A 24,082-nucleotide genomic window follows, 5' to 3' on the forward strand; every position below is an offset into this window, starting at 1 on the left:
CGAGTTCTTCCAGAACCACCATTGGCAGGAAAATATCGTGTTCATCAAAGCGGAAGAGAGCGGTGGGGTCGTGCATCAGCACATTGGTATCAAGCACAAACAGACGTTTTGTCGCGTCGGGTCGTTTAATCATTCGGAGTAGATCCTCTTGTTGGATTGACGTGCCTGTGACTGATTATGATCGAAGAACCGGCGTCTGCAAAGGGTGCTGACGGGTTTTATTAGAGTAAATCAAATAGGTCATTGAATCGGATATAAATAATTCCAATCACGGATCTGTTTCAGACGAATTTTGTTGGAAAGATAAGCTTTGATAAAGACATTCCGGGCTTTAATTCGTGATCAGTATTCTGTTGGGCGGCGTAAAGGTGCTGGTTTATGATTGGGTGTAATATTGCACATTAATTGGCAAATCTTTTAAGAAAACAGGCTGTTTAAATGAACGAAAAACTTGGACTTTCACAGGAAACCTGGGCGTTTTTTCTGCCGATCATCAGCTTATTTGGCAGTACTTTTATCCTGCTGATAGTGGTATTGGTATTGAATTCATTAGCTTCTCGGTTCATTCGCCGCACTGTTGATGCCACCGAATTACGTCGTAAATGGCTGGTACAGACCCGTAACGGCATTATTCTGTTGTTCATACTTGGGCTCATTTTAATCTGGGGTGAAGAGCTTAGAACTTTAGCCTTATCAGTTGTGGCTATTGCTGTGGCTTTTGTCGTGGCAACTAAAGAACTGATTTTGTGTGTAACGGGTTCATTGCTGAAAACCGGTGCTGGTTCTTTTGATATCGGTGACCGAATTCAAATCAGGGATTTTCGAGGTGATGTTATTGATCAGACCTTACTGGCGACCACTATTCTGGAAGTCGGGCCTGGCAAACTGACGCATCAACGAACCGGTCGTATGGCAGTGATTCCCAATGCTTTATTTGTCTCAGAACCGGTGATTAATGAAAGCTATACCCGGCAATATGTTTTGCATGTGTTCACCGTGCCTTTTAAACGTACTGATAAATGGCAGGCAGCTCAACAAGCTTTGCTGGCAGCGGCAGCCAAGCATTGTCAGCCCTATCTGGAAAACGCCCGGCTGTACATGCAAAGACTCAGTGATGAAAGAGGTTTGGATGCCAGTTCGGTTGATCCCCGTGTCACCATTCAGGTCCCAACCGCCGCTGAAATTCATTTGGTGGTGCGTTTTCCGGTAAGGGCTTCTCAACGCAGTTATATTGAACAACTGATTCTCTCTGAGGTGTTCACCGAAGATTTTTCGGGTAAAGGAAAAAGTACTGAGGAAGAAGCAGAAGAGGAAGAAGAAAAAGCCTAACAAAGGTTCTGTCAGATTGGTGTTTAAGATGTTGATTTAAAAGTGGTTCAGGTTTAATGTCGCAAATGGTGGCATGCGCAGTTAGCGTGATGAAACTGTTTAACCTAACGCTTTTCTGCTCGATAAAACGACCGACGGAGTGCGCTGATGACAAAGCGGATAGTGGTTTGTGCAGACGGTACCTGGAATCGACCGGAAAAAGACCTGGCCAAAGATTTCCCAACCAATGTTCTACGAATGGCACGAGCAATCGATCCACGAGGCTCTGATGGCATCACTCAGCAAGTCTTCTACGATTGGGGTATTGGCTCTTATTATGAACAGGTGCTGGGTGGTGCGACTGGCAAGGGCCTGAATAAAAACATCATGGACGATTACCGTTATATCGTTCAGAACTATCAGCCAGGTGATGAGATCTTTCTGTTTGGCTTTAGCCGCGGCGCCTACACTGTTCGCAGTTTAAGTGGTTTGATTTACAACTGTGGCATTCTCAAACGGCCCGATGCCAAACTGATTGAAGAGGCATTTGAGCATTACAAAAAACCTGGCTACAGCTACGCACCAGATGGCGAAAAATCCATTGCCTTTCGGGATGCGCATTCACATAAAAGTCGGAATATTAAATTTGTAGGTGTATGGGATACCGTCGGGGCATTGGGCATTCCCATTTCGTTTCTGGGTTTATTAGATAAAAAAGACGAATTTTACGATACCAAGATTGGCCCCAATGTCGATATTGCTCGTCATGCAATGGCAATAGATGAGGTGCGTTCGGATTTTGAACCGACTATTTGGGACCCTCGTGAAAAGCTGGATCTTAAACAGGTCTGGTTCGCTGGCGTGCATAGCAATATTGGTGGCAGTTATGCGCCGGATAAACAAACCGGGGGTTTGTTATCCGACATCCCACTGCAATGGATGATGCAACAAGCTGCACAAGCCGGACTGGTGCTGGAACCCCATCTTAAAACTAGTTTAAATTGTCGATATGATGCGACTTTACATAATTCTCGCAAACATATTTACCGGTCTAAAAGTCCCTTATACCGGCCTATTAATCACAACAAAGGCGATATCCTGATTCACCAATCGGTGAAACAACGTTGGGATAACGATAAAGATTACCGGCCTAAAAATCTGTTGGAATTTTTAGAGAACAATGCCGGCTGGCCTGAGTTAGTTAAATAGTCTGACGACTTAAACATTTACTCTTGATATTTAGGCTTATCGGTATTGTCATCTTCGTCGGTAGTTTTATCATCATCAACGGTATGATCGGTAACCGCTGTACCGGCTCCAGACTGATCACCTGTTTGAGACTCTTCTATGGTCACCGTTTTCTTTCCCTGTTCACTGTCGATTTCAATTTGTTTGCCTTCGACATCATCTCCGGCAAATGTCGGACTCAGAAAACACAGAGAAAACAGAGTGGCGAGAAGTGCTTTATTGAAAGTGGTTTGCATAAGTTGGCTCCATACGAAAATTCATTAGGGTTATCTACTGCCAAGTAACTTTTAAATCATAATGTGTTTAAGTGCGTTAACTTTAGTTAATCGGCTTGAAAAGCCTTTGGCACGATTGTGACACACATAAATTTCAGTTTGTTCAGGAAGGATTAATACGTTGACCCGCTTAACCTTGGAAAAAAATCAGCTGTTTATTTATCTGCTGGCAATATTGTTAGGCGTAATTTTGGGTATTAATGCACCGCAAACCAGTAGTTTGTTGGGAGTTATGTTGTGGCCGTTGCTTGGGCTTTTGCTTTATGCAACGTTTACTCAGGTGCCATTAATTCATTTGCAGCAAGCGTTCTACCAACCAAAATTTCTATTGGCAGCGATAACAGGAAATTTTGTATTCATTCCTCTTATTGTGGGGGGACTGATGTTGGTTGCCCCAGATAATCCTGCGGTGCGTTTAGGAATTTTATTGGTGTTATTAGTTCCGTGTACCGACTGGTTTATCACGTTCACACAACTGGGGCGCGGTGACTCCAATCTTGCAATAGCGTTTTCTCCCATCAGTTTGTTGTTACAAATTATTTTGTTGCCGTTTTATTTATGGTTGTTTTTAGGCCATGAGATAACAATCAGTTTGGCGCATCGGAATATGTTATGGGCTTTCGTCGGATTGATTATTTTTCCTTTATTGCTGGCATGGTTCACACAGAAGTGGGCCGACAGTCATGCTCTCGGTGAAAAAATCATCCATAAATTAGCTTGGTTTCCGGTGATATTACTGGCAACAGTGCTGTTTATCATTTCAGCAACTCAGGTGAATGTCGTCAGGGGCTCAGTGAGTTTATTGGCGAACCTGCTACTCATTTTTATATTGTTCTTAGCCATTGCAGCTTTAATTGCCAAGCTTTTATCCAGGTTATTACAACTGTCATCAACACAGGGTAGGGTATTAGCATTCAGTTTCGGCAGCAGAAATTCATTTGTGATGTTGCCCCTGGCGTTAGCTTTGCCCGTCGGGTATGAGTTGGCAGCGGTAGTCATCGTATTTCAATCATTAGTCGAGTTGCTTGGTATGTTGATATTTCTATGGTGGGTGCCGAAACATCTTTTTCCCTGATGACAGGCTTTAGCTAAATGGGTAAGGAACAAAAGGTAAGTGATCTCGAACAATTATTCGATTGCATAGGTGAGGCTGCCGAGCAAAAAAACGGCGAAAAGGTTTCCATCGATTTGATTATGGATATGATTGGTCGCCGTTCTTTTGGCCCCATGTTGCTGGTGGCAGGCTTGGTTATATTAGCTCCGGTAATTGGTGATATTCCGGGTGTGCCGAGCATTATGGGCATGTTTGTGTTTTTAATCGCCGTTCAGCTTTTAATCGGACAAGAACATTTCTGGTTACCCCATTGGCTGTTGCAACGGGCTATTTCCAGCGAAAAGCTGGCTACTGCCGTCAAATGGTTACGAAAACCGGCAGGTTATATCGATAAACTTATTCGTCCGCGTTTACTGGTTTTTGTAAACGGCACAGCCAAATATATTATTGCAGTCGTCTGTATTCTGATTGCGTTGATGCTGCCGTTTATGGAGGTCGTCCCGTTTAGTGCCAACGCCGGAGGTCTTGCCTTAGTGGCATTTGGTCTGGCCTTGATTGCCAAAGACGGATTACTGGCACTGCTGTCGTTTATTCTTACCGGTTTAACTGCGTGGCTAATAATCAGTAATTTATTTTAATACCGTTTTGAACGACCCTTATCTCTGACAGTGTCAGTCAATCCGGCACTACCGCTCGACCAATAGTATGTGCATCGGTGCCGAACCAAATGGCATTGCTTTCTTTATCAAACATCATATGTCTTACCGTTTGCCCGCCTGAAGGCACCTCATCAATCGCAATAAATTGTTCAGTTTTGCTATCAAAACCGATAAACCTGTTGGGTTGTAAACCGGTTTCGACATACCAAATACGATCCTGATTATCGACGGTCATCGCATATAAGCCTGCTGATTCACCACCGGGTGTCTGCCATTGCTGCATGGATTTATCCCGCGGATTGTAGACTCCGACATAACCAACATCGGCATCCACCCACCAGACACGTCCGTCCGAGGTTAAACCGATTCGACGAATAATGCTCTCTTCATTGGGAGTGTTAATGATTTCCAGTTGCATGGTTTGTGGATCTACAGTACCAATGGCATTACTGCCCATAAAGGCAATCCATGGACGATCTTGCTTATCCACCACCAGGCCATAAGGACGCATATTGTTACCGGGCACTTCAATGATGTCGACCTCACCCGATTCAGTGTTTAAGGTACCGATAAAACCAGCTATGCCTGAGCGCTGAACGGTAAACCAGATATTGCCGTCGGAGGTCCAGTCCATCGTATGTGGATCGTTGACACCTTCCGGCATCTCATAACGAGTCACCTCACCGCTGGCAGGATCCAATCGACCGATATGTTTATCTTTATTGCCGGCATACCAAGGATAACCCTGCTTATCGACAATGACTGTATGTGGGCCTGCTTTGGGAATTTCGTAGCGTTGCATTTCGCCTGAGACCGGATCCAATCTAGCGACATAATCACCAACCTGACCAACAAACCACACACTGCCATCCGGGCTGACATAGGGATCTCGAGGCCGGGTATTCTGCCATTCAACATTCCACTCGTAGAAATCCAGAGAAACCCTGTCAGCTTCATTTACGATATTTTTATCATTGGGTGAATCAGCCATAACCAAGCTACTGATAATAAGCCCTGTTAGTGTCGTCAGAAAATAGGCCATAAAGCGATGAAATTGAGCTGCCTGTTTAAGTGTTGTCATCTTTGTTCTCCATACTTTTGGGGTGATGAGTTTCAATGATTGACATGTGTATGTGATAAAAGTGCTGATTAATTAATGATTTAAATATTCAAAGCCAGCTTGGTATGGTGTAGCAAATCTGGCTAATATCGAATGTATTAATAAACAGCATTCTCAGCAAGTGATGAAGGCAAACAATGGACAACACAACCGTTCTGCAGATTGTATTACTCACAATGGCCGCCGGTATCTGCATTCCTGTCGGTGGTTTTGTGGCCAGCTTTGAGCGGGTACATTCACAATGGCTGGAAAAAGAATTAAGGCACTTCATTATCGCTTTAGGGGGCGGCATTTTGCTGGGTGCGGTAATGCTGGTGCTGGTTCCCGAAGGCCTGGAGAATATGGGGGATTCTGTTTGGAATATTTTGTTTATTGTCGCTGGTGGCCTGGCTTTTTTCTACATAGAACGATTGCTCGGTTTGCACAAAAATGAATCTCCCCAGCTCATGGGCATGATATTGGATTATGTGCCGGAAGCTATCGCCTTAGGCGGTTTGATGGCACTGAACCCGGCTTCAGGACCTTTACTGGCATTGCTGATAGGATTACAGAATCTACCCGAGGGTTTTAACGCCTATCGCGAGCTAAAACAGCACAACAGGCACAGTAATGTGCTTAGCAAGATGACATTGTTTGTTGCGCTTGGTCCGATAGCCGGATTGGCGGGCTATTTCTTTTTATCTGAACATCCCGCCATACTTGGGGCAATTATGCTGTTTGCCTCAGGAGGCATTCTGTATCTGGTGTTTCAGGACATTGCCCCTCAATCAAAACTCGCCAGACACTGGGCACCACCTTTGGGAGCTGTGTTCGGCTTTTGTCTGGCTCTGTTCAGCCATCTGTTGCTGGTTCATTACTGACCTTTATCTGTCCCACAAGAATCATCGAAACGTCGCGAGATGATTATTTTTCGTGAACTTTAACCTATGTAATATCAGCCGACTGCTTTGGTTGCTACCTTGAACTTCGTAGTGTCTTTGAAAACTCTTTCAGCACTGACACTACGATACTTTTCCTCAGCTCACAAATGTCGAAAAGTATTCGTTGTAATTCTGTTTTATTCAATTGTCTGAATGGCATTTCAGGCGTTTAAAAAGTTAATTTCTGGGCATAACTGCCTAGGTGATTTTCCTCAGAAAAAGCAAATCCGGATTTGAAAGCAAATTAAAAGGAAAGCGATATGGAAACTCTCTCAGCAAGCAACAACAGTAGTGTGTCATGGGCAGCGATTTTTGCCGGGGCGGTTAGCGCCGCAGCCATGACATTGATAATGTTAATCCTCGGTTTTGGATTAGGTTTTTCCGTTATTTCACCTTGGCAGAATGAAGGTGTGAGTATGGAAGCCATTGGTTGGTCAACCGTTATCTGGTTAACCTTCACCCAAATCGTTTCAGCAGGACTCGGTGGTTATATGGCCGGTCGTCTTAGAACTCGCTGGACGGATATCAATATTGATGAAATTTATTTCCGTGACACGGCCCATGGCCTTATCAGCTGGGCAGTAGCCACGCTTCTGGTCGCAACATTAATACTCTCAAGTATTGGTGCAGTCATCAGTGGCTCGGCCAAAGCAGGAGCTTCTTTAGCCGGTGGTGCAACTTCAGCCGCACCAATGATCAGTGATGCCGTATCCGAGTCATCGGATTACGTTACCAATGCGCTTTTACGTACAGCCCCAGGTGCAGAAATTGAACAACGTGCTGATAGGGATGTTCGTGATGAACTCTCCACAATTGTGGTGCAGGCATTGCGTGATGGTGAGCTGAACGAAGACGACAAACAATATGTTGTCGGCTTGGTAGCAAACTACACCGAACTGAATGAAGCTGAAGCAGAGCAACGTATTGATGAAGTGATTGCCCGAGCTCAACAAGCAGCCACTGACGCTGAACTTGCTGCTCGTGAAGCGGCTGATGCTGCATTGACCAGTGCTACTTTTGCCTCGTTATGGTTGTTTATCGCTTTATTGATTGGTGCATATATCGCCAGCTTTATGGCTACGGTTGGCGGTCGTCAACGTGATTCAGTTATTCATTAATCCATTGATGACATTAAGCATCTTTTAAGGAGAAATATTATGCGATCTATTCTTTTATGGTTTTTAGGTGTGCCAATTCCAATCATTATTCTGTTGGCCATCTTGTTGTAGTTATCTGGAAAAAGGTGTGCGGGGTCGTTCACGACTCCGCTATCTCAAGTAAATGGTGGTCATCTCAACCCAGCGAGCAATGTGTTTGCAGTTGAGGACTTCAGTTCTCAATTTAACCAGCTAATCGCGACATTTTAAAGGTCAGGTGGTTGATAAAACCCAATATGGAGTTGAATCAATGACAAAAAAAAATGGAGTAACAGGACAGAATTTTAACGGACAAATTGACCAGGAAATCGACAGATCTCTTCAGCAGGTATTTGCCGATGTCCGCCAGCAAACGGAACAGATTTGTGCCAATTTGCTCACTGAAGATTTCGTGGTTCAACCCGCCAGCTTTGTCAGCCCACCCAAATGGCATTTGGCCCATACATCATGGTTTTTTGATTGTTTTATTTTAGAGCCGCTCAATATTGCTCAAACCAAAAAATCCTCGCAATACCATTATTTATTCAATTCCTACTACAAGAGTCAGGGAGCACATTGGTTGCAGACCAACCGGGGGCAATTGTCTCGTCCTTCGGTGAAGGAAATCATGAGCTATCGACAAGGTATAACTGAGGCAGTTATTGAGCTTTTTGAGTCAAACTCGCTCTCTCTGAAACAATTAGAGGTTATTGCCACTGGCATTCAGCATGAACAGCAACATCAAGAATTGTTGTTGATGGATATTAAATTCATTCTTGGAAATCATCCTTGGCCGGATGCTTATCAACAAATAGCTGATACCGATAAGTTCTTACTGCCAGCAAGAGCATTAGGTTGGCTGGAATCGACAGAAAATATTTCGTTGTTCGGTGCACGGATAGATGATTTCTCTTTCGACAATGAACGACCACGCCATCGCCGCTGGATTAGCGGTTTTCAATTATCTGATCGGCTTATTAACAATGGTGAATATCTCGATTTTATGACTGATGGCGGATATAGACGACCTGAGCTATGGCTTAGTGATGGATGGGACTGGATACAGGAAAAACAAATCACCCATCCCTTGTACTGGCGTAAAAAAAATCAAAATTGGGATGAATACCACCTCTGTGGTTTAGGCCCATTAAATACCAATTTACCCGTCAGCCATATCAGTTTGTATGAAGCAGATGCCTACGCGAGATGGATGGGAGCAAGGTTACCCACTGAGTTTGAGCTTGAGGCATATAGCTCTCGTGATAAAGAACTCTTTAAGTATGAAAAGGCTTTTTGGGACCCCAGTGAAATGGTATATCCAGCTCCTGATCGGGCATGCGATGAATTTGATACCGGGTTACTCTGGCAATGGACCAGCAGTGCCTATTCGCCTTATCCCGGTTATAAAACAATCAATACAGCGTTAGGTGAATACAATGGCAAGTTCATGGCCAACCAATATGTTTTGAAGGGTGGTTGTGTGGCGACACCCAAAAATCATCTACGCGCTAGTTATCGTAATTTTTACCGTCCTTCAGATCGTTGGGCATTCACTGGTATTAGGTTAGCAAAGGATCTTTAATGAGTTATCTGGTTTTAGATTCGTTACGACATCAAACGCAAGACGTCCTGAAAGAGCAGTTTGCCTTTGATGTATTAATGGGCTTTTCCGCGCCATCGAAATTTCTGCCGAGTAAATATTTCTATGACGCTACGGGTAGTCGGCTCTTTGAACAGATCACCGAGTTGGAAGAATATTATCCAACTCGGTGTGAGTTTGAGATCCTCAACAAGGTTGGCGGTGAGATTGCTGAATTTATGCAGGGCAAGCCTTTTGAAATAGTCGAGCTGGGAGCTGGGGATGGGCGTAAAACCAAGGTTTTGCTTAGCCAGCTGTTAAAACTTACGGATCAATTTTCATACATTCCGATTGATATTTCGGAAAGCGCCATGGCCGATCTGGATGATTCCTTGAAGCAATCCCATCCGTCGCTGACCACGCATGGCATTGTCGGTGATTATTTCGCCAGTATCCGTCATCTGGAAAATACTTCTGACCGCCGAAAACTGGTGCTGTTGTTGGGATCAAATATCGGAAATTTTGATTTTCCAAGCGCCAAACGGTTTTTACACAGTATCTGGAAGTGTTTGAATCACAATGATTTATTATTGATGGGCTTTGATCTGAAAAAAGATATTGAAGTATTAACCCGAGCTTATAACGATAAACATGGCATTACTCGGGATTTCAATTTAAATGTGCTGACACGGATAAACACCGAGCTGGATGGTGAGTTTGATATCCAACGATTTACCCATCATGGAATGTACAATCCGCGGCATGGTGCCATGGAAAGTTATCTGGTCTCACTTGAGCATCAGGAAGTGCATATCGGTGCATTGGAAAAAACCTTTGAATTTAATGCCCATGAAGCGATCCATCTTGAGCTTTCTCATAAATACCTGTTATCCGATATGCAGCATCTGGCCGATCAGACCGGCTTTAGCGTATTAAAAAACTGGCAGGATTCGCAAAATTATTTTGCTGATGGGCTCTGGCAAGTCAATAAAGATTTCCCTGAAAAAGATTTTTCAGGATTGGAATATTAGCGTATTTGAAATTTGTTCTTTGATAGTTTCAAGCGTTTAATAAGCAAATAATTCAGGCAAAAAACGCCATTCTAAACCTTCAAAGGCAAAAACGATGAAGCTTAATATCAGTGATTTTCAGGCTCTGCCGCACAGCAAGGTGATACTAAAGAAATGGCCAACTACGGTTGATCCGTTATACAGCTCAAAGAAAAACTACCAAAAATTGCTGCAAAAAAATGTCGAGGCATTAAGTGACTTGCAACATAAGCTTTACGCTGATAATCGTTTTTCAGTGTTACTGATTTTTCAGGGCATGGACGCTGCTGGCAAGGATGGGGCGATAAGACATGTGATGTCCGGAATTAATCCGCAGGGATTTCAGGTATTCAGTTTTAAACAGCCCAGTGACAATGAGCTGGATCATGATTTTTTATGGCGTACCTCCCGTTGTCTGCCGGAACGAGGCCGCATCGGAATTTTTAATCGCTCTTATTATGAAGAAGTGCTGATTGTAAAAGTGCATCCTGAGTTTCTGGTAAATCAACGCTTAGCGGAAAAGTTACCCCCCAAGCAAGCCTTTTGGCGTGAGCGCTATCGTTCAATCGTTGAGCACGAAGCACATTTACATCGCAACGGTACAAGAATTATCAAGTTCTTTTTGCATCAGTCCAAAGATGAGCAGGCCAGACGTTTTATGCAACGAATTGATGATCCCGATAAAAACTGGAAACTCACTACAGCCGATATCGAACAACGCGAATACTGGGATGATTACGCCAAAGCCTATGAAGACTGCATCAATGCTTCAACTAGCAAAGAAGCTCCGTGGTACATCGTGCCAGCCGATGATAAACAGAATGCCCGGCTGATTATTTCGGAGATATTCTTAAAAACACTGAGCGATTTACCATTGGCTTATCCTCAAGCGACCGATGCACATAGACAGGAATTACAGTCTATTCGTGAGCATTTAGAAAAAACCTGAAAACACAACGTTTACCAAAGCGGTCAAGTTAGCGGTAACGCCGTAGATTTAATCGGTGACTTCATCACAAACGAAGTATGTACGCCGGTCACGCCTTCGATGCGGGTGAGTTTCTGCAATAGAAATTGTTGATAGGCATCCATATCTTTGACGATCACTTTCAACAAATAATCAGCTGTCTGTCCGGTAATTAAATGACATTCCAACACCTCCGGATAGCTGGCAAGTTTTTCTTCCAGGCCACTGAAACGTTCAGGCGTGTGTTTATCCATGCTGATGCCGATAAAGGCCATCAACGTTAAACCGAGTTTGCGGGCATTCAATAACGCCACATAGCCATCAATCAAACCGTTTTCTTCCATTTGCTTAACGCGTCGCAGCGTTGGCGAGGGCGAGAGGTTGATCGCTTCAGCCAATTCCTGATTGGAAATTCGTCCCTGCTTTTGCAGGATCTCGAGAATCATCTGGTCATAACGATCCACATTTTTCAGTCATGATTTACTCCAATAATTTATATTAAAAGCATTTTATGCTTTAAAAATTGATTTATCAGCAATTATATTTGTTATGAAGGTGATTTGAGGCAACTTTAGCAATTTAATTCTGCAGCAGACTCTCTATACTATTTCACATGCCTGAACCGGTAGCGTTATGAGCCACAAGCTTTGTTTAACGCAGTGATCTCAAGTTCACCACAAGTGAATGGCGGAAACTGAAAAATGATTGGTTACCCTCCAATCCATGTTAAATAAACCTACCGGAAGCGTTCTTAAATACACGTCATCAGGCAACTCTATTTTGCTTATCCAGACTCAGGAGTTAGAAGATGATTGCCAATCCCGCTCAAAAGTATCGCTGCTTTGAGCCTATTCAATTGCCGGATCGCCAATGGCCGAATCAGGTGATTGAAAAGCCGCCAATCTGGATGAGCACTGATCTGCGTGATGGCAATCAGGCGTTGATTGATCCGATGTCTGTCGAAACCAAAATGCGTTATTTCAAAGCTTTGGTGGAAATGGGCTTTAAGGAAATTGAAGTGGGATTTCCGTCAGCCTCAGAAACCGACTTTAATTTGGTACGCCGTTTGATCGAAGAAAATGTGATCCCGGATGATGTAACGATTGAAGTATTAACTCAGGCCCGTCAGGATTTGATTGAACGTACTGTTGAGTCACTGAAAGGCGCTCGTCGTGCCATTTTGCATATGTACAATCCGATTGCTCCAGCGTTTCGCAAAATCGTTTACAACACCGATAAAGCCGGTGTGAAAGAAATTGCTGAACAAGCACACGCTGGGTCAAAGCGTTAACTGAACAACATCCGGAAACCGAATGGGTTTATCAATATTCTCCTGAAGTGTTTTCCAGTACTGAAGTGGAATTTGCCAAAGAGGTTTGTGATGCAGTGTCCGCCATCTGGCAGCCAACACCACAACGCAAGATGATTTTCAATTTGCCAGCCACGGTGGAGATGTCGACGCCTAATACTTATGCTGATCAAATCGAATGGATGCATCGCAATTTAAACAATCGAGACAGCATTATTTTGAGTGTGCATCCACATAATGATCGTGGCACTGCAGTCGCAGCAGCGGAATTGGCGGTGATGGCTGGTGCTGATCGGGTAGAGGGATGTTTGTTTGGTAATGGTGAACGTACCGGTAATGTTGATTTGGTGACATTGGCATTGAATTTATATTCGCAGGGTATCAATCCTGGCTTGGATTTCAGTCAAATTGATCAGATCCGCCAATTGGCAGAAGAATGCACACAATTACCTGTGCATCCACGTCATCCCTATGCTGGTGAATTGGTGTTTACTGCGTTTTCCGGATCACATCAGGATGCGATTAAAAAAGGTTTTGCCAAACAAGATCCCGAGGGCTTATGGGAAGTACCTTACTTGCCAATTGATCCGGCAGATTTAAATCGCAGTTATGATGCGGTGGTGCGGGTAAACAGCCAATCGGGCAAGGGTGGGGTGAGCTTTTTGTTACAACAGCGTGCCGGTTTTGAGTTACCACGTCGTTTGCAGATTGAATTCAGTAAAACAGTACAGAAAGTCAGTGATGCCAGCGGCAAAGAAGTGAATAGCGCCGATATCTTCAGCTTGTTTGATCAGGAATATTTACAGGTGAATTCGCCTTATCAGTTCCACAGCAGCAAGATCAGTGGTGAAGAGCATGCTGTCGAAGCGCATATCAACAGTATCTTTGAGGGGCAGCAGATCGCTTTGAGCGGACAGGGCAATGGGCCGATTGATGCCGCAGCTAAAGCCTTGGCACAACATACTGGGAAAACTATTACGGTAGTGGATTACCACGAACATGGTTTGGGAGCCGGTTCAGATGTGGCAGCGGTGTGTTATGTGGAAATTAAAATCGGTGAAAGTCAGCCGATATTTGGGGTGGGGCAGGATGAAAATATTACTACTGCTGCAATCAAAGCATTAATCAATGGCGTAAACCGGTTAATACTTCAGGCAGCCTGAGAATCCCGATCGCCAGCGTGCCTGTTTGCCGCTGGCGATTCGGTTACTGATATCGAAGAACACTCAATGGTTAAACACGGATTAATATATTACTCAGCCGTATCAGCTAGACTGATTGCCATTTAGCGTATTAGGAATGTCATGAATTTTGCAAAAAACTGCTTCTAGTAGTGCTGATGGCTTTAATATCAGCCTGTGCCAGCTGGTCACCCAGCTATGAAAAACCGCAGGTTAATATCACTTCTTTTTCTTTAGCGCCGGAATCCAATGGTCTGGCACCAAGATTTATTATCGGTTTGCAGATCATTAATCCCAATCGTAATGCTTTGCCGTTAAAGGGCATGAGTTATTCCATCGCGGTAGAAAATAACAACGTATTAAGCGGTGCAACGTCAGATTTACCCAGAATTCCGGGATATGGCATGGCTGATTTCACTATCGAGGCCAGCCCGGATTTACTGGGCAGTGCTCGACTAATCAACCAACTATTAGCCGGTCAGAACAAAAGTCTTGAGTACAGCTTCAAGGCAAAACTCGATATGGGAAGGTTAGTGCCTTTTGTGAACATAGAAGAAAACGGCCTTTTCAACTTATCGAACACAGCAGCAAATTAGTTTATGCGAACTGCTAGGCAGATTACTGACAACTCAATTGCACATACATAAATAATCTGGCAAAGTCAGTGTGGTTTGTCGCAATGACAAATCCTTCAGGCTTATCTCAAGCCTAACAGCGAAGCAGCTAAATTGAGATTCAATCACCTGACAAGGGCTAAAATCGAAATACATTGCCATCGTGGGCATTATTTCTGCCGATCAGTGAATGAGATTGTTACGGTCTGCAATCAGACTGCAAATTAAGTGGTATACCGTCTGTACCAGTTCCCTGATATCGGAGTTATAGATGCACCTTTCCATTCAACAGCGTTTTAGTATTTGGGCCGGACTGAGTCTATTGACCGTCGTGGTAGTCACTGCACTGATTAGTGTCTGGCAATTTGGTTCGATCAAACAGACGCTTGCCGAGCAAAGCCGCGAGATCACTGAGCAGCAAGCACAAGATTATTTACAATTATTGGCCCAGGATACTGCGGCGCAATTACGAATACCCCTCGAAAGAGCTTTGCATACAGCTCAGGCGAATGCTGCAGTTATGCAGGCTGTTGTAGCGGATACGAACATCACTGAAAAGCGCAGTTTTGCACTCAAAATGTTGGAACAGACTTTGATGCTTAACGATGATTTCCTAGGTGTTTATGTTGCTTTTGAGCCAAACGAAATGGACGGAAGTGATTTCCTTTATCTTGACAGCTTGGGCAGTGATGCCCGAGGTCGCTTTATGCCCTATGTCGTGCGTTCCGATAATAATGGCTTTGTTGTGGAAAATCTGGAAGGTCTTGAAGACGCTACCATGGACGAAAATGGCGTAAGAGCCGGTGAGTATTATCTTTGTTCCAAAGACAGTAAAAGCAGTTGTGTCATTGATCCTTATCTTTATCCTGTTGGTGGTGAGCAAGTGTTATTGACCACTCTGGTTGCGCCAGTAATGGATAAAGGCCGCTTTATTGGTAATACGGGCATTGATATTTCGGCCGCATTTTTACAATCAGTGATTATTGATGTGGCTGCCCAGCTGTATCAGGGAATTGGCCAAACTTTGTTAGTTAGTCCACGTGGAGTAATTGTCGGACATAGTCAGCAACCCGAGCTGATTGGTCAGAACCTTTATGCATTAGATAGTGAGCTCAGAGAAGCATTACTCGCTGTTAGTGAAGCTGGACAAAGCCAGATTTTGCAACAACAAGGACAATTTGTTGTGCTCAGTCCATTTAAAATGCCGGGAAGTGAGCAGGCCTGGGTGACTTATCTTGCGGTTCCAGAAGCCAAAGTATTAGCAGCCGTAGCCGAACAGGAACAATTTCTTGATCGTGCTCAAACTACCTTTATCAGCAGTACTAGCTTGCTAGGTCTGATTTTGGCTCTGATTGGCGTGGGTGTGGTGTGGCTGGTGGCCCGCAGTAGTATCCAGCCACTATCAGATATGACCACTTTGGTTGCGTCAATTGCTGAAGGAGAAGGTGACCTGACCCAGAAGCTTGATATTCAACGTCAGGATGAGACCGGTAAATTATCGGGTTTCCTGAATATCTTTATTGGCAAACTCCGCAAGTTGATTCAGCAGTTAATCCCATTGGGTGAAAATGTCAGTAAGTTATCTGCTGAAGGTCGTCAAATCAGTGAACAGACACGAGTAGAGATGGATCAGCAACAACAGTTGCTCGAAGAAATGGTTTCTGCGGTAACTGAAATGGCGGCTTCCGCTCAACAAATTGCCGGAAATGCTGATCGCACATCACAATTTGTCAGCAAAGCCAATGAGTCATCTCAATCTGGTGCAGGGCTGGTAAAACGTACTTCAGAGTCCATTCACGAGGTCAGTAACAGTGTGCAGGAATCCCAAACTGCCATGTTAGAACTGGAGAAAAATAGTGAGGCGATTGTCAGCATATTGTCAGTGATTCAAGGCATTGCTGAACAAACCAACCTGCTGGCACTCAATGCTGCAATTGAAGCTGCCCGAGCCGGGGAAAAAGGCCGAGGTTTTGCTGTGGTCGCAGATGAAGTGCGAGCGTAGCTAGCAGAACTCAGGTGGCCACGGTGGATATCAAAGACAAACTAAGCGTGTTGCAAAAAGGCAGTCGTCAGGCCGCAGCAAAAATGCAGCAAAGCGGGCAGCAAGTAACGGAAACTGTTGATCTGGCCCGCGCAGCGGAGACGGCATTGCAAGATATTCAACAAGCAATCATTGAAGTTACGGAAATGACATTCCAGATTGCTTCGGCGACCGAAGAACAAAGCGCAGTATGTGAGGATGTCAGCATGAATCTTAATAAGATTTCGCAACTGGTCGAGCATACAACAGAAGGTGCTCGCCAGCTGAATCAGGTGGGTAACCAACTGGATGAAGCAGCCAACAGTTTGAAGTATCAGTTGGGCTCATTCAAAGTTTGAATGGTGGGGGCACAGCATTTTACATCTGCATTCGGCCTCCTGTGACACCGTAAATTTCACCAGTCACATAACTGGCATCCGCTGAGGCTAAAAAGACATAAACCGGAGCCAGTTCAGCTGGTTGGGCTGGACGACCAAATAAGGTGTTGGCACCAAAGTTTTTTACTTTTTCATCTGGCATAGTAGTCGGTATTAAGGGCGTCCACACCGGTCCTGGCGCTACACCATTTACTCGTACTCCCTGATTTATCGCTTCAGATGCCAGTGAAATAGTGAAATTAGCAATGGCTGCCTTAGTGGCGGCATACGGTGCAAGATTGCTGCTTGGCTCAAAAGCCTGAATGGAAGTGGTATTAATAATCGTGCCGCCTGGCGGAATATGTTTCAACGCTGCTCGGGAAAAATGAAAAAAAGCTTCGATATTGGTTTGAAACGCATAGCTGATTTCATCATCCGGAATGTCTTGAATTGATTCATAGGTTTGTTGGAACGCAGCGTTATTGACCAGAATATCCAATCGGCCGAATTTTTCGATACACATTTCTACAGCTTTATCACAAGCTGGGCGATTATTGGATTGATCCATCTTTATTGAAATTACTTTTCGGCCAGCTTCTCTCACCAAACGTTCAGTTTCAAGCGCATCTTCTTGTTCACTGAGATAGGTAAATACAATATCGGCGCCTTCTCGTGCATAAGCTAGTGCCACGGCCATGCCGATACCACTGTCACCTCCAGTAATTAAAGCTACTTGACCGGCAAGTCTATCGTGGCCTTGATAACTATTTTCACCATGATCAGCTCTCGGCTGCATTTTGTTTTCTTCCCCGGGCAGTTTTTGCGGCTGGATCTCAAACTCTGGACGAGGGTAACGATTTCTCGGATCGGAGGATCTATTCGCAGATGCTTGTGTCACTTGTTAACCCCTTTACAGTGAACAATCAGAATTGCTGCTATCAACGATGCAAAAGCTATTCCGTCCATTAGAAGTGAGTGAAACTGTGGTTATCGTGAGGAAGTTAGTTCGCTAAAAACACTAATAAGATATTGGCCGAGTAAAAATTACCGATCATAGGAATTTTTTATATAGAAAATAGCGTTTTTTCTGGGTGGATGCCTCACTGCCTTTTTCTTAAAGTGATGCTATAGCTTTGCTGCATCTTAAAAACTGCTGTCTGGCATAGAGCTTGCCACATTGCTAGTCAGTCTGGTCAACGTTAAATATAAACAGCGTGACTATTTATATAAAACAACAGCACCCATAAAAGCGATAAGCATATGATGGACACAATGAACGACAACGATTTTAGAAATATTGATGTGATGAATTCGGAAAACGTAATTTCCAAGTTAGGGGACTTAGTGGCATTGGAATTCAATGCCATTGAGACCTATGAAGCAGCAATAGAACGTCTTGAGAATCTTGATTATCGAGCAAAGATGACCGAGTTCCTCGGAGAACATGAACGTCATTTAATGCAATTATGTGATGCCATTATTCAAGAAGGTGGCACACCACCGGAAGGGGCAAATTACAAACAGTTTCTGACCAAAGGTCCGGTTGTTATTGCTGGAATTGGTGGAGATAAAGCCATTCTGCATGCCATGTTGTTAAACGAGAGCTTAACCAACAAACTTTATGAAAGTGCGAATGAAGAAATATTTCCAGGCTATATTCAACTTATGTTAAAGCAAGCTTTGGGTGACGTACGTCATCATAGAGTCTGGATTGAGTCAGCCATTGAGCAACACTAATTAAAAGATGTGTAGAAATAGAATTTTGATTGAAACATTAGGTTATATAGAACTGTCATTTTGCTAGTTACCTTTCCATAAAGGATTAAAGAAATGTTTAAAAAGTTATTTGTTTCAGCAGCGGTTTCGGCCATTTATTTTGCAACTCCAGTAATGGCTGAGGATTTGAATCAGCCTCAGGACCACCGATCAACGATAAATCAACAGCAGAGCAATCAAGTTGGTCAGCCAATTGATAACCGTATTGATAGTGAGATTAGACAGAATCAATCCAACACTCCAATTACTCCACAAACAACACAACCTCTGCCTGCAACTCCTCCTTCACGATCCGTTATGACACCTGAGCCACCACCACCTCCAACTCGGGTTAATCCGCAAACCCCGCAAACTACCGATCCTGCTTTACCCAATACCGGAGCTCCAGCGGGGAATACGCCAGTTGTGCCTGATACAACTTACCCAGACGACACCACCACACCTTATCGTTGAAATCAGTATGAAACATTTATCAACGATAATTTCACTGCTCAATTTGGATGAGCCTGCGGCGTTAAAAAGTCGACATTCATGACGCCGCTTTGATTTAAAAACGCTTAAGCAAGTTCAAATAGATAAAGGACGTTGCCATGCCACATGCCAGAAAGTTAGATAGTCAGTCTATTCCGAGCCAGCAAAACCGGTTTCCTAAAACTGTCGCCAGTGACCATTTAACCACCGCCGACACTTCTGAAAAAAAACGTGTAAAAAGCCAACTTCATCCTGAATTTATTATTGATGAAATGGATTTCAAGGCATTGAGTAAAGCTGTTCCTGATGGGACGGTTGGTACCATTACCGAAGTCCACCAGCACAATACCGAATTGTTATTACACAAATTGGGCCAGCGACTCGCTTTTGAACGCGCCAGTGTCAGGCTTTATGAAGCGCTTATTTTTAAATGCCTCGCTGCACAAAAAGGCAAAAAGAAAGTTGTTTCATTGGATCTGTTAAGACAATTTCGTGATGAAGAAGTCGAGCACAGTTTATTGCTTAAAAAAGCGATTGAAACATTAGGTTTTGATTCAGATGACTGGATTCCAGATATGGACTCCACGCTGCTTGCAACTTTGCAAATACCTAAAGTCTTCAGTCAGAAAAACACCAGTCTTTTGCAATGTCTGGAATCGGTGCAGATTTTTGCTACCAACGATAATGCCGAATGGCACACACTGCATGAACTGTTTACCAATATGGGATTGCAAGATTTAGCTGATGAATTTAACCAGGCGCTAGAAGAAGACAGCCGGCAATTGGAAATGCTTTCTCGTTGGATATATCAACTATCACACGTTTAAAGCAATTTCTGAAACTGCGACAAAATCCAAAGGGGAAGCATCAGCTTCCTTTTTTTTCATTAAAACTTAACTAAAAATAGGTTGTGAACGACTACAAGTACTGCTCATGTTCAGTTGTTTAATCTTCCTGGTAAAAGCAGTTGGCGTGGCCGAATACCAAAGAGTTTCTGTTATAATCAAGCGTTTTTTCCATACTCTAACTGCCTGACAGGAAAACCGTTTTGACCACAGCTTCTCATCAAATCCGCAGCCTGCTTGAACAAAAGATCCTGATCCTCGATGGCGGCATGGGCACCATGCTGCAAAGTTACAAATTGAGTGAAGCGGATTTCCGCGGTGAACGTTTTGCCAATCATCCTTGTGATGTTAAAGGTAACAACGATTTACTGTCGCTGACTCAGCCGCAGATCATTCGGGATATTCATCGGGCTTATTTTGAAGCCGGTGCCGATATAGTCGAAACCAATACCTTTAATGGCACTTCGATTGCAATGGCAGACTACCAGATGGAAGATCTGGTTTATGAATTGAACAAAGTCTCGGCGCAACTGGCGCGTGAAGTCGCCGATGAATTTACTGCCAGTAATCCTGACAAACCGCGCTTTGTCACCGGCGTATTAGGTCCTACCAATCGTACCGCCAGTATCTCTCCTGATGTAAACAATCCTGGTTTCCGTAATGTAAGTTTCGACCAGTTAGTTGAGGCCTATCTGGAAGCCATTCGCGGTTTGGTCGACGGTGGTAGTGATTTACTGTTGGTAGAAACGGTATTTGATACCTTGAATGCCAAAGCCGCTGTATTTGCGATCGAGCAGTATTTTGAACAACACGATGTGCATTTGCCGGTGATGATTTCTGGCACCATTACTGATGCCAGTGGCCGCACACTTTCTGGCCAAACTGCAGAGGCTTTCTGGAATTCGCTGTCACATGTACAGCCGATCTCCATTGGTTTGAACTGTGCTTTAGGTGCCGATCAACTGCGTCAGTATGTTGAAGATCTGTCAAATATTGCCACCAGTTATGTCAGTGCGCATCCCAATGCCGGACTGCCAAATGAGTTTGGCGAATATGATGAATCACCGGAAGTGATGGCGGTTCAGATCAAGGAATGGGCTGAATCCGGTTTTCTGAATATTATCGGTGGTTGCTGTGGCACCACGCCGGCACATATCAAAGCAATTGCTGAAGCCGTCGAAGGTGTCAAACCACGCCAGCGCGTTGAAAATAAACATTATTGCCGTTTAAGTGGTCTGGAACCGCTGACCATTACACCAGAAAGTCTGTTTGTGAATATTGGTGAACGTACCAATGTGACCGGTTCAATCCGCTTTGCCAAACTAATCAAGGAAGGCGATTACGATACCGCTTTAGAGGTTGCCAGACAGCAGGTCGAAAACGGCGCGCAAATCATCGATATTAATATGGATGAAGGCATGCTGGATTCGCAGGATGCAATGGTGACCTTCCTCAATCTGGTCGCTGCCGAACCCGATATCAGCCGCGTGCCGATTATGATTGACTCATCCAAATGGGAAATCATTGAGGCCGGTCTGAAATGTATTCAGGGTAAAGGCATTGTTAACTCCATCAGCCTGAAAGAGGGCGAAGCCAAGTTTATTGAACAGGCTAAACTGGTGCGGCGTTATGGTGCAGCCGTTATCGTGATGGCGTTTGATGAAGATGGTCAGGCCGATACCCGTGAACGCAAACGCGAAATTTGTACCCGCAGTTACGAGATCCTCACTGAAAAAGTACATTTCCCGCCTGAAGATATTATTTTTGATCCGAATATTTTTGCCGTGGCGACCGGTATTGATGAGCATAACAATTATGCCGTCGACTTTATTGAGGCCACCCGCGATATCAAGCAAAGCCTGCCACATGCGATGATCAGCGGTGGCGTCTCCAACGTGTCGTTTTCTTTCCGCGGTAACAACCCAGTGCGTGAAGCAATTCATGCAGTGTTTCTGTATCACACCATCAAAGCCGGTATGGATATGGGTATCGTTAATGCCGGACAGCTGGCGATTTATGATGATTTACCGGAAGAACTACGTGAGCGGGTCGAAGACGTCATCTTAAACCGCCGCAATGATGCCACTGATCGTTTGCTGGAAATCGCTGATAAATATAAAGGCGATGGCAGTGTCGAGAAAAAAGAAGATCTGGAATGGCGCAGTCTGCCGGTAGTTAAACGGCTGGAATATGCGTTAGTCAAAGGTATCGCGGATTTTGTTGAAGAAGATACTGAGCTGGCGCGTCAGGAATATGCCAAACCATTGGAGGTCATCGAAGGCCCGTTGATGGATGGCATGAATGTGGTCGGCGATTTATTCGGTGAAGGCAAAATGTTTTTACCACAGGTGGTTAAGTCCGCCCGGGTAATGAAAAAAGCCGTTGCCTATCTGATGCCGTATATCGAATTGGAAAAAGACGACAGCACCGTCAGTAGTAGTAACGGTAAGATCTTGATGGCGACGGTAAAAGGCGATGTTCACGATATCGGCAAGAACATTGTCGGCGTGGTATTGCAATGTAATAACTTTGAAATCATTGATCTGGGCGTGATGGTACCGGCACAGAAGATTTTGGACGCCGCACGTGAGCACAATGTCGATATTATCGGCTTGTCTGGATTGATTACGCCTTCTCTGGAAGAAATGGCGCATATGGCCAAGGAAATGGAACGACTTGGCTTTGAGATTCCGTTGATGATTGGCGGTGCAACGACTTCACTTATCCATACCGCAGTCAAAATTGATCCGAATTATCATGGCCCGGTGATTTACGTTAAAGATGCGTCACGTGCGGTCGGCGTGGCACAGAATCTGGTCAGTAAAATCACTCGTGACGACTTTGTTGGCAAAATCAAAACCGATTATCAGACCAAACGTGAGCAGCATAAAGGCCGCAAATCTACTCGCCGTTTATTGACCTTAAAACAGGCACGCGCCAATAAAACCAAAATTGATTGGCCTACTTATCAAGCGGTGAAACCTGCACAGACGGGAATTCAGGTGTTTGATGATTATCCATTGCAGGAACTGGTAGATCGCATCGACTGGACACCGTTTTTCCAGTCATGGGAATTAGCGGGCAGATACCCACGTATCCTGACTGATGAAATTGTCGGTGAGCATGCTACGCATTTATTTGAAGATGCGAAAAAAATGCTCAAACAGATCGTTGATGAAAAATGGCTTAAAGCACGTGCAGTAATTGGTTTATTCCCGGCCAACAGTGTCGGTGATGATGATATCGAAATTTATACCGATGACAGCCGTCAGCAGGTATTGATGAAATTACATTCGCTGCGTCAGCAAGCCGAGAAACCACCTGGCCGGCCAAATGCAGCTTTGGCTGATTTTCTGGCACCGAAAGAAACTGGCGTCGAAGACTATATCGGTGCATTTGCGGTCACCGCAGGAATCGGCATTGATGAGCATATCGAACGTTTTGAAGCCGATCATGATGACTATCACAGCATTATGCTCAAAGCACTGGCTGATCGTTTGGCGGAAGCGTTTGCCGAACGTATGCATGAACGGGTGCGTAAGGAATTCTGGGGTTACAAAAAAGACGAGCAGCTGGATAACGAAGATCTGATTGATGAGAAATATCAGGGTATTCGTCCAGCGCCGGGTTATCCGGCTTGTCCGGATCATACCGAAAAAGGTCTGTTATGGGATTTGCTGGACGTTGAAAAACGTATCGGCATGACTTTGACAGAAAGCTTTGCCATGTTGCCGACTGCAGCAGTCAGCGGTTTCTATTTTGCTCATCCGGAATCCCGTTATTTTGGTTTGGGTAAAATCAGTGAAGATCAGGTCAAGGATTATGCAAAACGTAAAAACTGGACACTTGATTACGCCGAGCGTTGGTTGGCGCCAGCATTATCCTATGATGGCGATGATTGATGTCACACAGACAGTCATGTTTGATGCAACTTGTAGTCAACTATCTATAACAAAATGGGGAGTTTGCTATGCATGAAGATATCGTAGATTTACAAACCCGCATGGCATTTCAGGATGGCGTTATTGAACAACTGAATCAAGTGGTGACCGATCAGCAACAGCAGATTGACAGGTTGGAACGCCGGATGGAAAAACTGCTTGGCCAGGTTGAAGCGCTGCAAGCCGACCAATTAGTTCAGCAGGCGGACGAACCGCCACCACCGCATTATTAA

General features: G+C 44.4%; 22 protein-coding genes and 1 pseudogene. 18 read left to right on the top strand and 5 right to left on the bottom strand.

Translation table 11 applies throughout. From position 1 onward, the window contains the following. Positions 1–133, bottom strand: a 133-nt coding sequence (locus tag E8Q33_RS16645) for a PIN domain-containing protein (protein ID WP_136552948.1), incomplete at its 3' end; no start/stop codon positions are given. A 305-nt stretch (positions 134–438) separates the two neighbouring features. Between E8Q33_RS16645 and E8Q33_RS02200 the strand changes: the two genes are divergently transcribed. Both E8Q33_RS02200 and E8Q33_RS02205 read left to right on the top strand, forming a co-directional pair. Then, on the top strand, positions 439–1,329 hold the full coding sequence (locus E8Q33_RS02200) for a mechanosensitive ion channel domain-containing protein (RefSeq protein WP_069295032.1): 891 nt from the start codon (positions 439–441) through the stop codon (positions 1,327–1,329). Positions 1,330–1,476: 147 nt separating this feature from the next. After that, positions 1,477–2,517 carry a DUF2235 domain-containing protein gene (locus tag E8Q33_RS02205; RefSeq protein WP_136552531.1) on the top strand — a complete coding sequence of 347 codons (1,041 nt, stop codon included), beginning with the start codon at positions 1,477–1,479 and terminating at the stop codon, positions 2,515–2,517. Between the two features lie 17 nt (positions 2,518–2,534). Here the strand turns inward: E8Q33_RS02205 and E8Q33_RS02210 are convergent, their stop codons facing one another. After that, complete coding sequence (locus E8Q33_RS02210) at positions 2,535–2,792, bottom strand: hypothetical protein (RefSeq protein WP_069295030.1); 258 nt, start codon at positions 2,790–2,792, stop codon at positions 2,535–2,537. A 160-nt stretch (positions 2,793–2,952) separates the two neighbouring features. On the opposite strand from E8Q33_RS02210, the gene E8Q33_RS02215 reads away from it, so the two are divergent. Further along, complete coding sequence (locus tag E8Q33_RS02215; RefSeq protein ID WP_136552533.1) at positions 2,953–3,906, top strand: arsenic resistance protein; 954 nt, start codon at positions 2,953–2,955, stop codon at positions 3,904–3,906. Positions 3,907–3,923: 17 nt separating this feature from the next. Continuing rightward, positions 3,924–4,523: an exopolysaccharide biosynthesis protein gene (locus tag E8Q33_RS02220; protein WP_136552535.1), complete on the top strand. Its 600-nt coding sequence runs from the start codon at positions 3,924–3,926 to the stop codon at positions 4,521–4,523. A gap of 37 nt (positions 4,524–4,560) precedes the next feature. On the opposite strand, the gene E8Q33_RS02225 is transcribed toward E8Q33_RS02220, so the two are convergent. After that, positions 4,561–5,625 carry a lyase gene (locus tag E8Q33_RS02225; protein ID WP_247869877.1) on the bottom strand — a complete coding sequence of 355 codons (1,065 nt, stop codon included), beginning with the start codon at positions 5,623–5,625 and terminating at the stop codon, positions 4,561–4,563. Between the two features lie 176 nt (positions 5,626–5,801). Here E8Q33_RS02225 and E8Q33_RS02230 point away from each other — a divergent pair, with 176 nt between their 5' ends. From E8Q33_RS02230 to E8Q33_RS02250, 5 genes are all read left to right on the top strand, one after another. Beyond that, on the top strand, positions 5,802–6,524 hold the full coding sequence (locus tag E8Q33_RS02230; protein ID WP_136552537.1) for a ZIP family metal transporter: 723 nt from the start codon (positions 5,802–5,804) through the stop codon (positions 6,522–6,524). A gap of 320 nt (positions 6,525–6,844) precedes the next feature. Continuing rightward, positions 6,845–7,702 carry a hypothetical protein gene (locus tag E8Q33_RS02235; protein WP_136552539.1) on the top strand — a complete coding sequence of 286 codons (858 nt, stop codon included), beginning with the start codon at positions 6,845–6,847 and terminating at the stop codon, positions 7,700–7,702. Between the two features lie 289 nt (positions 7,703–7,991). After that, positions 7,992–9,302 carry an ergothioneine biosynthesis protein EgtB gene (egtB, locus tag E8Q33_RS02240; protein WP_136552541.1) on the top strand — a complete coding sequence of 437 codons (1,311 nt, stop codon included), beginning with the start codon at positions 7,992–7,994 and terminating at the stop codon, positions 9,300–9,302. Further along, positions 9,302–10,330, top strand: a complete 1,029-nt coding sequence (gene egtD, locus E8Q33_RS02245; protein WP_136552543.1) for an L-histidine N(alpha)-methyltransferase — start codon at positions 9,302–9,304, stop codon at positions 10,328–10,330. The genes egtB and egtD overlap by 1 nt, the downstream gene beginning before the upstream one ends. Positions 10,331–10,424: 94 nt before the next feature. Then, positions 10,425–11,297, top strand: a complete 873-nt coding sequence (locus tag E8Q33_RS02250; RefSeq protein WP_136552545.1) for an ADP-polyphosphate phosphotransferase — start codon at positions 10,425–10,427, stop codon at positions 11,295–11,297. 23 nt (positions 11,298–11,320) lie between these two features. Here E8Q33_RS02250 and E8Q33_RS02255 read toward each other — a convergent pair whose 3' ends face one another. Further along, complete coding sequence (locus tag E8Q33_RS02255) at positions 11,321–11,788, bottom strand: Lrp/AsnC family transcriptional regulator (protein WP_211116085.1); 468 nt, start codon at positions 11,786–11,788, stop codon at positions 11,321–11,323. Between the two features lie 335 nt (positions 11,789–12,123). On the opposite strand from E8Q33_RS02255, the pseudogene leuA reads away from it, so the two are divergent. From leuA to E8Q33_RS16370, 4 genes and pseudogenes are all read left to right on the top strand, one after another. Further along, positions 12,124–13,787 (top strand): annotated as a pseudogene (gene leuA / locus E8Q33_RS02260) (2-isopropylmalate synthase). Positions 13,788–13,963: 176 nt separating this feature from the next. After that, positions 13,964–14,401 (top strand): LEA type 2 family protein, encoded by a 438-nt coding sequence (locus tag E8Q33_RS02265; protein ID WP_136552547.1) that lies wholly within the window; start codon positions 13,964–13,966, stop codon positions 14,399–14,401. A gap of 289 nt (positions 14,402–14,690) precedes the next feature. Next, on the top strand, positions 14,691–16,421 hold the full coding sequence (locus E8Q33_RS16365) for a methyl-accepting chemotaxis protein (protein WP_256369430.1): 1,731 nt from the start codon (positions 14,691–14,693) through the stop codon (positions 16,419–16,421). A gap of 23 nt (positions 16,422–16,444) precedes the next feature. Continuing rightward, positions 16,445–16,798, top strand: a complete 354-nt coding sequence (locus E8Q33_RS16370; protein WP_256369431.1) for a methyl-accepting chemotaxis protein — start codon at positions 16,445–16,447, stop codon at positions 16,796–16,798. 19 nt (positions 16,799–16,817) lie between these two features. On the opposite strand, the gene E8Q33_RS02275 is transcribed toward E8Q33_RS16370, so the two are convergent. After that, the gene (locus E8Q33_RS02275; RefSeq protein ID WP_136552549.1) at positions 16,818–17,714 is read right to left on the bottom strand and encodes an SDR family oxidoreductase; all 897 of its coding nucleotides are present in this window, start codon (positions 17,712–17,714) and stop codon (positions 16,818–16,820) included. 374 nt (positions 17,715–18,088) lie between these two features. Here E8Q33_RS02275 and E8Q33_RS02280 point away from each other — a divergent pair, with 374 nt between their 5' ends. The 5 genes from E8Q33_RS02280 to E8Q33_RS02300 all read left to right on the top strand — a co-directional run bounded on the left by E8Q33_RS02280 (position 18,089) and on the right by E8Q33_RS02300 (position 24,082). After that, a complete protein-coding gene (locus tag E8Q33_RS02280) occupies positions 18,089–18,553 on the top strand; it encodes a DUF2383 domain-containing protein (RefSeq protein ID WP_168800120.1) in 465 nt (154 codons plus the stop codon). A 93-nt stretch (positions 18,554–18,646) separates the two neighbouring features. Then, positions 18,647–19,045 carry a hypothetical protein gene (locus tag E8Q33_RS02285; RefSeq protein WP_136552551.1) on the top strand — a complete coding sequence of 133 codons (399 nt, stop codon included), beginning with the start codon at positions 18,647–18,649 and terminating at the stop codon, positions 19,043–19,045. Positions 19,046–19,182: 137 nt separating this feature from the next. Next, entirely contained in the window at positions 19,183–19,890 is a 708-nt protein-coding gene (locus tag E8Q33_RS02290) for a hypothetical protein (RefSeq protein ID WP_136552553.1), read from the top strand. A 221-nt stretch (positions 19,891–20,111) separates the two neighbouring features. Further along, positions 20,112–23,810: a methionine synthase gene (gene metH, locus E8Q33_RS02295; RefSeq protein ID WP_136552555.1), complete on the top strand. Its 3,699-nt coding sequence runs from the start codon at positions 20,112–20,114 to the stop codon at positions 23,808–23,810. Between the two features lie 68 nt (positions 23,811–23,878). After that, positions 23,879–24,082, top strand: coding sequence for a SlyX family protein (locus tag E8Q33_RS02300; protein WP_069295017.1), 204 nt, complete (start codon positions 23,879–23,881; stop codon positions 24,080–24,082).

It is taken from the genome of Methylophaga sp. SB9B (assembly GCF_004832235.1).
Lineage (GTDB): Bacteria > Pseudomonadota > Gammaproteobacteria > Nitrosococcales > Methylophagaceae > Methylophaga > Methylophaga muralis.